The sequence below is a fragment of the Allobosea sp. UNC402CLCol genome, assembly GCF_000745475.1.
Classification (GTDB): domain Bacteria; phylum Pseudomonadota; class Alphaproteobacteria; order Rhizobiales; family Beijerinckiaceae; genus Allobosea; species Allobosea spartocytisi.
The window spans coordinates 95,870-110,375 of record NZ_JQJJ01000013.1 but is presented as its reverse complement, the minus strand read 5'-3'; the positions used below and the strand labels follow the sequence as shown (position 1 = coordinate 110,375).

Genomic DNA, 14,506 nt, shown 5'->3' with positions numbered 1-14,506 from the left:
CTTGGTTTATCGTTTCCCCTTGCATGTCATGCTGCACCGCGCTCCAGGCATAAGTCAACGTTCGCTCCCGCCCTGGACGCCGTCTGGCGCCTGATCTCATCCCTTTGTCTTATGCCGCCCTTGTCATGCGAATGAAGGATGCGCGGTGCGCGCCCGCACGCGCAGGCTGCGCGCGATTTCCCGGGTGGTTGGCCGGCATCGCTTTGAACCCATCGCGGATGGGCTGCGACCAAGGGAAAGCTGGTTTACCGGTCGGGGTGATTGCGGTAGAAATGTGGCTGCCTTCGATCACCGCTATTTTGATATTTTAGGCGTGTCCCGTCGCGCGAATGGCCACAGATGGCCGCGATGCGCGCATGATTGAGCTGGGAGGTTGTCGTGAGCGTCGCGACTCGCATTTCGGTGTTCCGTGCCCGAATGGCCGTGGCCTTTGCGCTGGTGCTCTGTGCTGTGGCGCTTGCCCCGGCAGCCCATGCCGCCGTTCCCGAGCGCCGCGTCGCGCTCGTCATCGGCAACAGCGCCTATTCGGCGGTGCCGCCGCTGGCCAACCCGATGCGCGATGCCAAGGGCGTCTCGGCGGCGCTCAAGCGTCTCGGCTTCGAGGTGGTCGAGGGCTACGACCTCAAGATGGACGACATGACCAATCTGGTGCGTCAGTTCGCCCAGAGGCTCGACGGCGCCAAGGCCGGGCTGGTCTATTATGCCGGTCACGGCATCGCCGTGGGCGATGAGAACTACCTCATTCCGGTCGATGCCTCGCTGCGTTCGGAGGCCGATCTCGATTTCCGTGCCGTCAATATCCAGCTCATCCTGCGCCAGATGCAGCGTGACGAGCGGGTCAACATCGTCATCCTCGATGCCTGCCGCGACAATCCTTTCGCGTCCCAGCTTGCCGCCAGGTCGCGCGCCGTGACCCGTGGCCTGACGCCGATCGAGACGCAGTCCGCCTCCGGCATCCTGATCGCCTTCGCCACCGATCCGCGCGCGACCGCGCTCGACGGTGAGAAGGACGGGCACAGCCCCTTCACCGATGCGCTGCTGAAGCATATCGAGACGCCCGAAGTGTCGATCACCACGGTGATGGACCGCGTCCGCGCGGATGTCTGGGAATCGACGGGCAAGAAGCAGAAGCCCTGGACCAATTCCTCGATCATCGGTGAGTTCAAGCTGAACCCGACGCTGAAGCTGGCCGCGGCCTCCGCGACCGACGTGGCCGGCGGCAGCGCCGACGCGGCCAAGGCGATCAATGCGGCGGTGCCCGCGCCGACCATGCCGGCGGCACCGGTCTTCGACCGCGGCCAGATCGATATCAAGACTTGGGAAGTGGCGGAGCGCGGCAATTCCGCGGCCGACTATCGCGCCTATCTCGACGCCTTCCCCTCCGGCCAGTTCGCCACCTTCGCGCGCAACCGGCTCGCGAGCCTGGAGGCGGCGACGCCGCCGGCCAATGCCGCGACGGCCGCCGCTGCTGCTGCTCCCGCCGTGACCGATGAGGCGCTGAAGAAGGAGATCGGCACTGCCCAGACCGAGGCTGCGATGAAGCTCGACGCGAAGGGCCGGCGCGAGCTGCAGACCCGCCTGCGCGTCGCCGGCTTCCAGCCCGGCAAGCTCGCCGCGAATTTCGGGCCGGGCCAGCGCAAGGCGATCCAGGACTGGCAGAAGTCGCGCAGCGTGCCGGAGACCGGCTTCCTCACGGCCTTGCAGGCGACGGCGCTGCGCGCGCAGAGCGAGCCCGCCTACCAGCGCCTGCTCGCGGATGAAGCGAAGGCTGCCACCGAGAAGAAGAGCAGGACGGTCGAGCGCAAGGGCGGCACGGCGGCCACCCGCAAGATCACCTATGAAGGTGACGAGATGTATCAGCGCGACCTCGCTCGCGAGCGCGGCGTTGCCAGCTCCGGCACCCCGCGCGCCGGCACCACCAGTACTGGCTATCAGGGCCGGGTGCGGCAGCGCGGCGACGCGACGGGCGATTCAGCTGGTGCGGCCGCCTTCGGCTCGATCCTCGGCGGCGCCATCATGGGCGGCATCCTGCGCGGCCGCTGAGGCACGGGATTGAGCAGGACATGAAGAGCCGGCCCTTGGGCCGGCTCTTTGTTATGTAGGCCGGCCGGGGGCGACGCTTTATCGACGGGTTCGGGACGCGCGCCGATCGCCTCGGGCTCCGCCCGTGTGGTCCTGGCTTATCGCCCGGTTTCCCAGCCCGCCTTGACCAGTTCCGGCACGGCGCATTCCTCTTCCGGCCAGCCGATGCAGAGATAGGCGATCAGCTTCCACTCCGGCGGCGCGCCCAGCGAGGCAGCGATCTCGGCGGGTTCGAGGATCGAGACCCAGCCGACGCCGAGGCCGTGGATGCGCGCCGCCAGCCAGAACTGCGTGATCGCCGCGACGACCGAATAATCCAGCATTTCCGGCATGGTCTGCCGGCCGAGGCCGTGGCCGCGTTGCGTGCCGTGGTCGCAGAACACGGCGAACTGCACGGGGGCCTCGCGCAGACCCTCGAGCTTGAGCCGGGCATAGAGAGCGGCCCGCTCGCCTTCATAGGCGGCCAGCGCCTCGGCGTTGCAGCGGCGGAAGCTCGCCTGCACCGCCTCGCGTTGGGCTGCCCCCGTGACGGCGAGCCAGCGCCAGGGCTGCGAATGCCCGACCGAGGGCGAAAGCTGCGTCTGCGCGAGCAGATCGTCGATCAGCCCGGCGGGAACCGGGTCCCGTCTGAACCGTCGCACATCGCGCCGCCAGCGCAGCAGCTCCGCAAATTGCTGCGCGAAGCCCGTGTCGAAGGCTGGGGGGCCGCTCACGCCGATTCCGCCGTCGCGATGGCGTGAAAGAACGAACCCGTCACCAGGCCACGGCGGCTTCCCGCGACGGCGGGAGGCGAGCCGTGCGGGTCGCGGACGGTGGCGAAGGGCCGGTCCTCGCCTTGCGTGACGATGCTTGCATAGTGGAATTCGTGCCCCGTCAGCGCCGTGCCGGCCGGGCCGAGCCGACCATCCGCCTCCAGCACCGCGCGGCGATAGCCGAGATTCATCTTCCGCTTCGCGAAGGAGGTCTCGACCGAGAGCAGCCCCGCCATGGCGTGCGTCACCCCGTCGGCGTCGGTGAGCTTGCGTCCCAGCACCATGTAGCCGCCGCATTCGCCATGGACCGGGCGGGTTTCGGCGAAGCGGCGCAAGCCTCCGAGGAAGCGGCCGGCGGCAGCGAGCGTGCCGGCATGGAGTTCGGGATAGCCGCCCGGCAGCCAGCAGGCATCGCAATCCTCCGGCGGCGGCTCGTCTCTCAGCGGCGAGAAGGGAACGATCTCGGCGCCCGCCGCGCGCCAGCCCGCCTCGACATGCGGATAGACGAAGGAGAAGGCGGCATCGCGCGCGATCGCGATGCGTCGGCCGGGCGGAGGCAGCGGCGGTGTCGCCGTCTCCGTCGAAGGCAGCCGCGTTTCACCGGCGGCCGCGATGACGGCCTCGAGATCGACGGCGGCGGACACGGCTTCGGCCAGGGCGTCGAGCCTGGCATGCAGATCGGCCGTCTCGCCGGCCTGCACCAGCCCGAGATGGCGCTCGGGCAGGATCAGGCTCGCCTCGCGCGGCAGCGCGCCCAGCACGGGCAGGCCGATCAGCTCCATACCCTGCCGCACCAATCGCTCGTGCCGGGCGCTCGCGACCTTGTTGAGGATGACGCCGGCGACACGGATGCGGGGGTCGTAAACCTTGCAGCCGAGCGCGACGGCCGCCGCCGATTGCGCCTGCCCGGAGACGTCGATGACGAGCACGACCGGCCAGCCCAGCAGCGCGGCGATGTCGGCGCTGGCGCCGGTATGGCCGGCCGCGCCCGGCACGGCGTCGAACAGCCCCATCGAGCCTTCGGCGATGACGATGTCGGCGCCATCCGCCGCCTCGCCCGCTATGTGCCCGAGCAGCCCGTCCGACATCGCGTAGCTGTCGAGATTGGCGCTCGCTGCGCCCGTCGCCGCGGCGTGGAAGGCGGGATCGATATAATCCGGCCCGCATTTCAGCCCGCGTACCGTGAGTCCGCGCCGCACGAGCGCGCGTTGCAGCCCGAGCGTGATCGTCGTCTTGCCGGAGCCGGAGCGCGGCGCGGCGATGAGAAGCCCGCGCGCGATCACGTGCCACCCCCCGGCCGGAAGCGGCGATCGTAGCCGGCTGAATAAAGCGCGCTCTCGGCGAAATCGTCGGCGGCCAGCGCCGGCCCGACCAGGATCAGCGCCGTGCGCTCCAGCGCGCCCGCCCTCACCTGCGCGGCGATGGTCGCAAGCGAGCCGCTGAGCACCGTCTCGTCCGGCCATGTCGCCCGGAACACCACGGCGACGGGGCAATCCGAGCCATAGAAGGGCGTCAGCTCCGCCACGACCTGCTCGATCACATGGATCGAGAGATGGATGGCGAGCGTCGCGCCCGAAGCCGCGAAGGTCGCGAGCGTCTCCTTTTCCGGCATGGAAGAGGCGCGGCCGGAGGTGCGCGTCAGCACCAGCGATTGTGCCACGCCCGGCAGCGTCAATTCGCGTTTCAGCGCGGCGGCCGCGGCAGCGAAGGCCGGCACGCCCGGCGTCACCGTATAGGGAATCCCCAGCGCATCGAGCCGGCGCATCTGCTCGCCGCAGGCACTCCAGATCGAGAGATCGCCGGAATGCAGGCGCGCGACGTCCTGCCCGGCCTGATGCGCAGCTTCCATCTCGGCAATGATGGCGTCGAGATCGAGCGGGGCGGTGTCGATGATGCGCGCACCGGGCGGGCACCAGCCGAGCATGGCCTGCGGGATCAGCGAGCCCGCATAGAGGCAGACGGGTGCAGCCGCGATGAGATCGCGCCCGCGCAAGGTGATGAGGTCGGGCGCGCCGGGGCCGGCACCGATGAAATGGATGGTCATGCGCGGAGCGGTTTCATGGTGCTGTCCTGGCGAGCGCGCAGGTGACGCGCCCGGTCGCGATGCGCGGCTGCACCAGCGTGCCGCCCGGCCCGGCGCCGGCGAGCGCGGCGGCCTCCGCCACCGAGCCGACGCCGTAGAGCGAGGCGATGCGGGTCGAGCGCGTGGCGCAGGCGGCTTCGTATCCCTTCAGCGCCTCGTCGGGGATGGCGACGAGCTCGGCCGAACGATCGGCGGCGGCCGCGACCATGCCGGCCTCAGCGGCGCGGCTCGCCAGCGTGGCGAAGCGCGGCGTCGCCACGCCGGAAAGCCCGGCGATCGCCAGAGCCTCGTCGAGGCAGGCGAGGATGTCGGCAGCCTCCGTGCCGGGCCTGATGCCGATGCCGGCGACGAGGCGGGCGGTCATGGTTGCGCACTCCGTTCGACCCGCGCCGTCATTCCGGGCGCAGCGAAGCGGAGACCTGGAATCCATCGTAGAACGCCGAGCCCTCCGATGGATTCCGGATCGGCGCCGCTTTGCGGCTTGTCCGGAATGACGATGGAGGAGGGGGAACGCGAAGCGGCCTTCAAGGCTTCTCGATCCGCCACTGCGTCACCGGCATCGCCGGGCGCCAGCCATGCTTGCCGCCGACCGGCGCCAGCCGGTCGATCGAGATGCGCCTGAGCGAGCCGCCATGTTCGGCATGGAGCGCGGCGAGCTTCGCCTCGCCCTCGAGGGTGACGACATTGGCGACGAGCCGGCCGCCCGGCTTGAGCGCCGCCCAGGCGGCCTCGAACAACCCCTCCTCCGTCAGGCCGCCGCCGATGAAGACGGCGTCCGGCGCCTCCTGTCCGACGAAGCCGGCCGGCGCCGCACCCACCACTTCGACGGTAAGCCCGCCGAGCTCGAGCCGGTTGCGGGCGATCCGCTCGGCCCGCTCGCTGCGGGCCTCGAAGGCGATGGCCCGGTTGCGGGTGTGGCGCTGGCACCATTCGACGGCGACCGAGCCCGACCCGGCCCCGACATCCCAGAGCAATTCGCCCGCGCGCGGCGCCAGTGCCGACAGCGTGATGGCGCGAATCTCCGATTTGGTGATCTGCCCGTCATGGGCGAACCATTCCTCGTCGAGCCCCGGCGTCAGCGGGAGGATGCGCGAGTCACGGGTGGCCGCGACCTCGACCGCGATCAGGTTGAGCGGCACGATATCGTCGAGCGCGAAAGCATCGGCGCGGCATTCGCGGATGCGCTCCTGCGGGCCGCCGAGCGATTCCATTACCACGATACGGCTTGCGCCCATGCCGCGCGCGGTCATCAGTTCGGCGACGGCGCGCGGCGTCGTCTCGTCCCAGGACAAAGCGAGGATGCGGGCATCAGGCTGCAGATGCGGCACGATCCGGTAGAGCGTGCGGCCATGCAGCGAGACCAGCGCGCATTCCTCCTGCGGCCAGCGCATCCGCGTGCAGGCCATCGAGAAGGAGGAGAGCTGCGGGATGATCCGTATCTCCTCGGGCGGGATCGCCCGGCTCAGGCTGTTGCCGATGCCGTAATGGAACGGGTCGCTCGTCGCGAGCACGCAGACCTTGCGGCCGCGCTCCTTCAGAATCTGCGGCAGGGCGTTGCGGAAGGGCTGCGGCCAGGAGCGAAGCTCGCCGGGGACGGAGCCGACCAGCGCGATATGCCGCTCGCCGCCGAAGACGATCTCGGCTTCGTTCAGCGCCGCGAGCGCTTCTCGGCAGAGTCCGGCGGCGCCATCTTCCCCGAGGCCGATCAGCGAGAGCCAGGGCGAAGCCGGGCGGCTCGACAGAATAACCGATTCACGTAAGACTGCCGGCATGACCGTCCTCATCCTTGGCGGAACGAGCGAAGCTGCTGCGCTTGACCAGCTTCTGGCTGATCAGGCTCCCGAAATTCGTGCCATTATCTCGCTGGCGGGGCATACCGTCGATCCCCGGCCGACGAATCTGCCGGTGCGGATCGGCGGCTTCGGCGGCATCGAGGGTCTCAGGCGCTACCTCGTCGAGGAGGGCATCGTCGCCGTCGTCGATGCGACCCATCCCTTCGCTGCGATCATGCCCTTCCATGCCGAGCATGCCTGCAAGGCGGAAGGCGTGCCGCTGCTGGCGATCCGGCGCGATTCCTGGAAACCGCGCGACGGCGACCGCTGGAAGTCCGTGCCGGACATCGAGGCGGCGGTCCAGGCGCTGGGACGTGAACCCCGGCGGGTCTTCCTGACCGTCGGCCGCCTCGAATTGCCAGCCTTCGCCGATGCGCCGCAGCATCGCTATCTGGTGCGCGCCATCGAGCCGATCGGCGACCGCTTGCCGGTGCCACATGTCGACGTCATCCAGCAGCGCGGTCCCTTCGATGCCGACGACGAGGAGGATCTGATGCGCCGCGAAGGCGTCGAGGTCCTGGTCAGCAAGAATTCGGGCGGGCCGGCGACCGTCGGCAAGCTCACGGCCGCGCGCCGGCTCTCCCTGCCGGTGGTGATGGTTGAGCGCCCACCCAAGCCCGATGTCGAGACCGTCGATCATATCGATCAGGTCCTGCCCTGGCTAGTGACGCAGGGGCTCTTCGTCACCGAGCGCGGCGTGTAGACGTAAGGGGCTCCGCCCTCGCGCGCGATCAACCGCGTGCTGGACGCGCCGATCATCACCAGGGTCGCCATATCGGCCGTGCCCGCGGCCGCGATAGCTTCGGCCAGCGTCAAGATGCGCAGGCTCTCGTCCGGCCGCCCGACCGCGCGGGCGAAGAGCACCGGCGTCGCCGCGTCGCGATGCGTTGCCGCCAGCTCCAGCGCCTTGCCGAGCTGCCAGGGCCGCGCCTTCGAGATCGGATTGTAGAGGCAGATCACGAAATCGGCCGCGAGTGCGGCTCCGAGCCGTGCCGTCACGACGTCCCAGGGCTTGAGATTGTCCGAGAGCGAGATAGCGCAGAAATCGCCGCCGAGCGGGGCCCCGACCTTCGCAGCCGCTGCCAGCATCGCGGTGATGCCGGGTTCCACCGTGATCGGAAGTGCACGCCATTCGGCGGGGCCGGCCTCAAGCGCCTCGAACACTGCCGCCGCCATGGCGAAGACGCCGGGATCGCCGCCTGAGACGACTGCGACCTTGCGGCCCTCCGCCGCCAGCCGCAGCGCATGGGAGGCCCGTTCGACCTCGACGCGGTTGTCGGAGGCGTGCTTGGTCAGTCCCTCCCGCTCCGGCACCCGGTCGACATAGGGGCCGTAGCCGACGATGTCGGTCGCGGCATCGAGCGCCGCCTGCGCGGCCGGCGTGATCCACTCCGCCGTGCCCGGGCCGAGGCCGACGATGGTGAGGGAGCCGGTCACAGGCGTCGCCCTTCGCCGGGCACCAGCACCATCGCGAAATAGGGAGCCTCGTCATCGACCTTGTCGGTAAGCCGCGCCACCACCTGCCGCGCCATGGTCGCGCGCTCGACATAGATCGCGCGCCCTTCCAGCCCGGCGGCCACAAGCGCCCGGCGCACCTTCGGCAGGTTGCGGCCGAGCTTCATGATCACGGCGGCGTCGGTATCGGCGAGGCGGCGCGCCAGCTCCGCCTCCGGCAGCGTGCCGGGCAGCACGGTCATGACGTCGTCGCCCCAGGTGATCGGCGCACCGGCCTCGCCCCAGGCGCCGGTCATGCCGGTGACGCCGGGCACGATCTCGGTCGGGAAGCGCGGGGAGAGCCGCCGCCACAGATGCATGAAGGAGCCGTAGAAGAACGGGTCGCCGTCGCAGAGCACGGCGAGCGTCCGCCCGGCCTGCAGCTCCGCCGCGAGGCGCTCGGCCGCCTCCTCGTAGAAGGCGGCGATCGGTCCGTCATAATCGGGCTCGCCGACATTGGCCTCGATCGTCACCGGAAAGGCGAGCTCGATCTCGCGGGCCGGATCGGGCGCGATGATCGCGTCGGCCGTGCCGCGGGCATTGCCGCGCCGGCCGCGCTTGCAGAAATGCACGAGCCGGTCGGCCGAGAGGATGATCTCGCGGGCCCTGACCGTCATCAGATCCGGTGCGCCCGGCCCGAGGCCGACGCCGTAGAGCAGGCTCTTCACTGTCCCGCTCACCTGGCTATTCCTTGTCCTGCGCCAGCGCATTGACGGCTGCCGCCGCCATCGCCGAGCCGCCGCGCCGCCCATGCACCACGACGAAGGGCACGCGGCCGTCCTTGGCCAGCGCTTCCTTCGATTCCGCCGCGCCGACAAAGCCGACAGGAATGCCGATCACGGCCGCAGGCCTCGGCGCACCGGCATCGAGCATTTCCAGAAGGCGGAACAGCGAGGTCGGCGCATTGCCGATCACGACGATCGAGCCGGCGAGCCGGGGCTTCCACAGCTCCATCGCGGCGGCGGAGCGGGTCGTGCCCATCCCGGCGGCAAGAGCCGGAACCTGCGGATCGTCAAGCGTGCAGAGCACTTCGTTGCCAGCCGGCAGCCGCGCGCGCGTCACGCCATTGGCGACCATCTTCGCGTCGCAAAGGATCGGCGCGCCGGCCCTGAGAGCGCTTTGCGCAGCCGCGGCGAAATCCGCCGACATCTCGACGTCATCAGGCAGATCGGTCATGCCGCAGGCATGGATCATGCGCACCACGACGCGCTCGGCCGCTCCGCCGAAGCGGGCGAGATCAGCCTCGGCGCGGATGATGGCGAAGGAGCGTTCGTAGATCGCCGCCCCGTCCTGAATATAATCGTATGCCCTGCTCAACCGCGCGGTCCTGTTGAACGCGCGGCCTCGGTCAGGCGCGCGTGAATCTCTTGTCCCGGCTGCAATCGCGTGAGCAGCGCCGAAAGGTCAAGCGTCGCAAGCGGCTTGTCCCGCGTCGTGCCGCCGAGCACGACATCATATTCGCCCCGTCGCCCGACCAGCGTGAGGTCGGCGGCAGCGGGATGGGCGCAGGCCTTGACGCAGCCGGAGACATGCAGGGTCACGCCCTGCGCAAGGAGGCCGGCGGCCGCGTCGGCGAGAACGGCCGCATCCGCCATGGTCGGTGCCTCTGCACGCGAGCAGGCGGGGCTGCCGGCGCAGGCCTGCACCGAGAGGCGCGGATCGTCGTCGCGCGTGATCAGCCCGAGATCACCTGCCAGTGCGAGCAGGTTCACGGCTTCCCTGCGGTCGAGATTGCGGAAGGCGAGCCCCCGCCAGGGCGAAAGCCGGATATCGGCCAGGCTCGCCTCGGTGCCCGCGCCGAGCTTGTCGAGCGCCGCCGCATCGCAGCGGCCGAAGGGCAGGCCGATGAGCGCCGCGAAACGCTTCTCCGCCAGCTTGAACAGCCCGGCGCGCCGGGGCGGAGGGCGTCGCATCGGCGCGGTGATGTCGGGCAAGGCGGTGAGGCCGGCCAGGGCTTCAGGCAACAGATCGCGCAGGCGGCGGACGCGGTCGGGCGCCGCGCTTCGCAGCTTCGCAAAGCGGTCCAGGATGGTTTCAACCGCTGCGGCAGCGTCATCGCCGGGGATCGGGCCGCGCCAGAGACGATCGGCAAGGCCCAGCGCCACACGCCCGGCTCCGATGCCGACGAGCCGGATATCACAAGCGAACCCATCCAGCGCTTGGGGGCCGCCATCGTCGACGATGACGCAGAGCTTGGCCGGCAGGCCTGGAATCGCGCGGGCCTGCCCTTCGATCTGCTCGGCCAGCGCGAAGGCATCGACCAAGCCCCGGCCGTCATTCTCGGGCGGCGCGTGGCGCCGAGCCGAGAAACGCGTCGAAGAGATGCTCGGGTCGAGCCCGAGCAGGACGGCCTCGTTGAATCCCGCCAGCGGCGAAACCAGTGTCAGCCGCTGCGGCCCGTCGCCGTCATGTTCATCGACGAGACGCTCCGCCAGCAGTCGCTCGACCAGCGCCGGGTGTCTCTCGGGCTTCACGCCGCGGATCTGCAGATTGGCGCGCGCCGAGATCTCGATCAGCCCATTGCCATGCTCGCCGGCCAGAGCCGCAATCTGTCGCAATTGCATGGGAGTCAGCCTTGCCCCAGGCGGATGCAGGCGCACCAGCCAGCCATCGCCGGTCTCCATCGGCTTCAACGTGCTCGGGCACCAGCCGCGCCTCAGCGCTTCCGCCGACGCCAGCGATTCCTTTCGGGACAGCGCGCTCATTCTGCGGCCTCCCGCGCCAGGAAGGCGCCGACCGAGTTGCGCCGGCTCGTCCAGAGTCCGCGCCGTGCGGCATCGGCGAGCCGGGACCGGATCGAGGCGGCAGCCGGCGCATTGTTGGCTTCGAGCGCCGCCCAGACCTGTGGATCGGCGCAATAGGCCTGGAACACCGCATCGAATAGCCCATCCGCGACAGCATCGGTGCTCGCCGCGAAGACGAAGAGCGTATCGACAGCCTCCGCGAGTTCTGCCGCGCCGCGCCAGCCATGGGCGAGCTGCCCGGCGATCCAGCGCGGATGGGTCAGGCGGCCATGGACGATGCGGCCGATATCCTCGGCCAATGTGCGTGCCTTCGGCGCTTCCGGGTTGGAACTGTCGAGGCTGTAGAGCGCCGGATCGGCGCCGAGCGCCTTCGCCGCCGCCGCGAGCCCGCCGATCACGTCGGCCGCGCTGCTGGCTTCGAGGATGTCGCGTCCGGCGGTGTCGCTGACATGGATGAACGCGTCGGAAGCCTTGATGCGCCCGGCAAAGCCGGCATCGGCTGTGGCCGCGCCTTCCGGGCCGCCATAGGCATGGTCGGAAGCGGCGAGATAGGCGGCGCCGAGCTCTGCTCGCTCGGTCCAGTCGCCGTCGAGTGCGCGGTCGGCCATGGCCGCGCCATAGCGGCCGGGCGCGGCGCCGAAGATGCGGCCGCCATGCTCGCCGCGACGACGGGCCGCGGCGGGCTCGTTCCAGTCATTCGGCTCGTCGAGCGCCGCGACTGCGTGCGCCGCCTGGTCGATCAGCGCGATCTGCCCCGGAAAGGTGTCGCGGAAGGTGCCGGAAATCCGTACGGTCACGTCGAGGCGCGGGAAGGCCAGCTTCGGCTGCGGGATGATGCTGAAGCCGGTGACGCGGGACGAGGCCGAGTCCCAGAGGGGCTCGACGCCCATCAGCGCCAGCGCATGGGCGATGTCCTCGCCGCCCGAGCGCAGCGTCGGCGAGGCCCAAAGGTCCATGACGATCCGGCGGGGATAGTCGCCGTGATCCTGCAGGTGGCGCGACACCACCGCTTGCGCCGCGAGCTGGCCCAGTCGGGCCGCCGCCCGCGTCGGGATCGCGCGGGGGTCGAGCGTCGAGAGATTGCGCCCGGTCGGCAGCACGTCCGGACGTCCGCGATGCGGCGAGCCGGCTGGGCCGGGCGGGACGAAGCGGCCGTCGAGCGCGGCGAGCAGGTTTTCGCGCTCGTTGCGGGCGGAGGCCGGGTCGGCGTCGGAATGGCCGAAGATATGCAGGCCATCGCGGAAGGGCAGTTCGGCGATGTCACAGAGATGCGCGTCGAGCCGCGTCAACGCCTCGCTCATCGACATGTCCGGCGCGACGCCGCAGGAGGCCGCGAGCCCACTCGCTTCGGCCCGCGCCCGGATTTCCGCGGCGACGACGTCGGCGCGGCGCGGATCCAGCACCTGCGCCTGCGAGAACTCCTCGACGAGGTCGCGCAGCAGTGCGGTTTCGCCGGCGGCTTCCGTCTCGGCCAGCGGCGGCGGCAGATGGCCGAGCGTAAGGGCTGAGAGCCGCCGCTTGGCGGGCGCTGCTTCGCCGGGATCGTCGACAACATAAGGGTAGATCACCGGCAGCCCGCCGACAGCGAGGCGTGGCCAGCAGCCGGCCGAGAGCGCCACCGCCTTGCCCGGTAGCCATTCCGTCGTGCCGTGCGTGCCGAGATGGATCAGCGCGTCGATGGCTTCGGACTGGCGCAACGCAAGGTAGAAGGCGAGATAGCCGTGACCGGGCGGCGCGTCGGGGTCGTGATAAACAGCCTTGCGGTCGGGCGTCGCATCGCGAGCCGGTTGCAGGGCGACGATGAGGTTGCCATGGCGGACGGCGCGGAAATGGAAGGCGCCGTCGCGGCAGGCTGGATCGGCCTCAGGCGCGCCATGGGCGGCGAGGAGTGTTTCGCGGGCGGGGGCAGGGATCGCGGCGAGCCAGTCGCTATAGGCTGTGAGCGGAATGCTCAGCTCGGCAGCCCCGGTGGTGAGGGCTGCCATCAAGCTAGCCCCCTCATTCATATCTGCGCTGTCATCCCGGACAAGACGCGTCAGCGGCGTCGATCCGGGATCCATGCCGGAACGTCGCTCGGAAAGGTTCAGGCATGGATCCCGGGTTTCCGTTTGGTCGCCCGGGATGACGGTGGAGGATAACGGTCCAACCTCATATCCCGCCTCGGCCAGCAATTCCCGGATCGCCGTCACGCTCGCCGGCGTGTCGAGCCCGACGGCGAAGCCGGCCCGGCCGCCGCGCGCGGGATAGTCCGACATCACCAGCGCCAGCCGGCGCTCCGCTGCAGGCTTCAGTGCGAGAGCGATCCAGCCGGCCGCGAGATCGGCCAGCGCGGCGATGCCCTCGGCATCCGGCACCAGCCGGCGGATGGTAAGTCCGGTCGCCGGGTCATTCTCCTCCGCCTTGAAGGCGACCGGAATGGCGCCGATGCGTCCGTCGAATTCCGGCAGCGCCACCTGCATGGCGAGATCGGCGGCGGAAAGGCCGCGCGGCGAGGCGTCCCAGGCCTCGCGCGGACTGCCGACGGGCATGGCCTGCAGGATCGGGCAATTGGCGGCGTCGAGCACGAAATCGGTGCCTTCGCGAGCAGAGAAGGCGGTGGTGGTGACGATCAGTTCGGGTCTGCGGGTCGCGATCAGCGCTGCGAGCTCCGCCGTGACAGCCGGGTCCTTCAGGCTGGTCAGGGCCAGGGGCAGGGGCGCGAGGCCGCGGGCGGCGAGGGCGGCGGTCATCGCCTCGGCCATGGCCGTGTCGCCGGCCGCGACGCCGGAGCGGTAGAGCAGGATCGGGACGAGCGGCTTGTCTGCCGGCAGGGCGGTAAGGGCGTCTCGCCAGGGCAGAGGAAGGCCGTCGCCATCGAGCGCGAAGAAAGCTGGGAGAGGAAAAGGCGCAAGATCGGTCGCGTCGCGCCGGCCCTCATCCGCCTGCCGGCACCTTCTCCCCCGAGCGGAGAAGGATGCGGTGATATCCGTCTCGTCCTTCTCCGCTCGGGGGAGAAGGTGGCCCGGCGAAGCCGGGCCGGATGAGGGTTGAACCTCTGTCACATATGCGGAAATCCGCGCCAGCATCCGCCGCATGTTCTCGGCGCCGCCGCCCGCCTGGAAATAGGCCAGCAGTTCCGCCGCAAGCTCCGCCGGCACCGTCGCATGTTCGCCGAGCCTCGGATCGTCGCGCTCGTCGCCGGGCAGGATCGCGAGCGGAATGCCCCGTTCGCGGCAGGCGATGCCGAACTGCTCGATGCCGTAGCGCCAGTAGTCGAGGCCGCCGAGGCAGCGCAGCAGCACGAAGCGACACTGCTGCGCCGTCTTCTCGATCAGGAAGTCCACCGAAAGCGGATGCTTCAAGCGCCGAAGCGGCGCGAGGCGCACCAACAGGCTGCTGCCACCCGCCGCCGCCGCCAGCGCCGAGAGGTCGCTGTCGGTGAAGGACAGGACGAGCACATCTCCCGGCGGCAGGGCGAGATCGACGGCGTCTTCGCCGTCGTCGAGCCGGATCTCGCTGGTCGGGAGAAGATGCATCGGC

At 70.1% G+C, this 14,506-nt stretch carries 12 protein-coding genes; 2 read left to right on the top strand and 10 right to left on the bottom strand.

The genetic code is table 11. The annotated features are described in order from the left end of the window. Positions 1-378 precede the first annotated feature (378 nt). Positions 379-2,043, top strand: a complete 1,665-nt coding sequence (locus tag GY40_RS16755) for a caspase family protein (RefSeq protein ID WP_142022307.1) — start codon at positions 379-381, stop codon at positions 2,041-2,043. A 137-nt stretch (positions 2,044-2,180) separates the two neighbouring features. Here GY40_RS16755 and bluB read toward each other — a convergent pair whose 3' ends face one another. The 5 genes from bluB to GY40_RS16730 form a co-directional block, all read right to left on the bottom strand. Further along, positions 2,181-2,795, bottom strand: coding sequence for a 5,6-dimethylbenzimidazole synthase (gene bluB / locus GY40_RS16750; protein WP_038364589.1), 615 nt, complete (start codon positions 2,793-2,795; stop codon positions 2,181-2,183). After that, complete coding sequence (locus GY40_RS16745) at positions 2,792-4,117, bottom strand: cobyrinate a,c-diamide synthase (protein WP_038364587.1); 1,326 nt, start codon at positions 4,115-4,117, stop codon at positions 2,792-2,794. Before GY40_RS16745 ends, bluB begins: the two co-directional genes overlap by 4 nt. Next, complete coding sequence (gene cobM, locus GY40_RS28290) at positions 4,114-4,878, bottom strand: precorrin-4 C(11)-methyltransferase (RefSeq protein WP_038364585.1); 765 nt, start codon at positions 4,876-4,878, stop codon at positions 4,114-4,116. The genes GY40_RS16745 and cobM overlap by 4 nt, the downstream gene beginning before the upstream one ends. A gap of 13 nt (positions 4,879-4,891) precedes the next feature. Continuing rightward, a complete protein-coding gene (locus GY40_RS16735; RefSeq protein WP_038364583.1) occupies positions 4,892-5,281 on the bottom strand; it encodes a cobalamin biosynthesis protein in 390 nt (129 codons plus the stop codon). A 160-nt stretch (positions 5,282-5,441) separates the two neighbouring features. Continuing rightward, on the bottom strand, positions 5,442-6,689 hold the full coding sequence (locus GY40_RS16730) for a bifunctional cobalt-precorrin-7 (C(5))-methyltransferase/cobalt-precorrin-6B (C(15))-methyltransferase (protein ID WP_051988204.1): 1,248 nt from the start codon (positions 6,687-6,689) through the stop codon (positions 5,442-5,444). On the opposite strand from GY40_RS16730, the gene GY40_RS16725 reads away from it, so the two are divergent. Then, on the top strand, positions 6,688-7,452 hold the full coding sequence (locus GY40_RS16725; RefSeq protein ID WP_051988203.1) for a cobalt-precorrin-6A reductase: 765 nt from the start codon (positions 6,688-6,690) through the stop codon (positions 7,450-7,452). The two genes, GY40_RS16730 and GY40_RS16725, sit on opposite strands and share 2 nt — an antisense overlap. Here the strand turns inward: GY40_RS16725 and cobJ are convergent. The 5 genes from cobJ to cobN are packed head-to-tail and all read right to left on the bottom strand — an operon-like array spanning position 7,395 to position 14,502. After that, on the bottom strand, positions 7,395-8,186 hold the full coding sequence (gene cobJ, locus GY40_RS16720; RefSeq protein ID WP_038364581.1) for a precorrin-3B C(17)-methyltransferase: 792 nt from the start codon (positions 8,184-8,186) through the stop codon (positions 7,395-7,397). The two genes, GY40_RS16725 and cobJ, sit on opposite strands and share 58 nt — an antisense overlap. Beyond that, positions 8,183-8,953, bottom strand: a complete 771-nt coding sequence (locus tag GY40_RS16715; RefSeq protein ID WP_038364579.1) for a precorrin-2 C(20)-methyltransferase — start codon at positions 8,951-8,953, stop codon at positions 8,183-8,185. The genes cobJ and GY40_RS16715 overlap by 4 nt, the downstream gene beginning before the upstream one ends. Further along, positions 8,928-9,560 (bottom strand): precorrin-8X methylmutase, encoded by a 633-nt coding sequence (locus GY40_RS16710; protein ID WP_038364577.1) that lies wholly within the window; start codon positions 9,558-9,560, stop codon positions 8,928-8,930. The genes GY40_RS16715 and GY40_RS16710 overlap by 26 nt, the downstream gene beginning before the upstream one ends. Then, positions 9,557-10,948 carry a hypothetical protein gene (locus GY40_RS16705; RefSeq protein WP_051988202.1) on the bottom strand — a complete coding sequence of 464 codons (1,392 nt, stop codon included), beginning with the start codon at positions 10,946-10,948 and terminating at the stop codon, positions 9,557-9,559. The genes GY40_RS16710 and GY40_RS16705 overlap by 4 nt, the downstream gene beginning before the upstream one ends. Then, positions 10,945-14,502, bottom strand: coding sequence for a cobaltochelatase subunit CobN (gene cobN / locus GY40_RS16700; RefSeq protein WP_038364575.1), 3,558 nt, complete (start codon positions 14,500-14,502; stop codon positions 10,945-10,947). The genes GY40_RS16705 and cobN overlap by 4 nt, the downstream gene beginning before the upstream one ends. Positions 14,503-14,506: the final 4 nt, after the last annotated feature.

Bases quoted from the DNA above. Each gene is read 5' to 3' on its own strand.
- cobM (WP_038364585.1), bottom strand. From the start codon at position 4,878: ATGACCATCCATTTCATCGGTGCCGGCCCCGGCGCGCCCGACCTCATC.
- GY40_RS16735 (WP_038364583.1), bottom strand. From the start codon at position 5,281: ATGACCGCCCGCCTCGTCGCCGGCATCGGCATCAGGCCCGGCACGGAG.
- GY40_RS16725 (WP_051988203.1), top strand. From the start codon at position 6,688: ATGACCGTCCTCATCCTTGGCGGAACGAGCGAAGCTGCTGCGCTTGAC.
- GY40_RS16730 (WP_051988204.1), bottom strand. From the start codon at position 6,689: ATGCCGGCAGTCTTACGTGAATCGGTTATTCTGTCGAGCCGCCCGGCT.
- GY40_RS16715 (WP_038364579.1), bottom strand. From the start codon at position 8,953: ATGCGCTGGCGCAGGACAAGGAATAGCCAGGTGAGCGGGACAGTGAAG.
- GY40_RS16705 (WP_051988202.1), bottom strand. From the start codon at position 10,948: ATGAGCGCGCTGTCCCGAAAGGAATCGCTGGCGTCGGCGGAAGCGCTG.
- cobN (WP_038364575.1), bottom strand. From the start codon at position 14,502: ATGCATCTTCTCCCGACCAGCGAGATCCGGCTCGACGACGGCGAAGAC.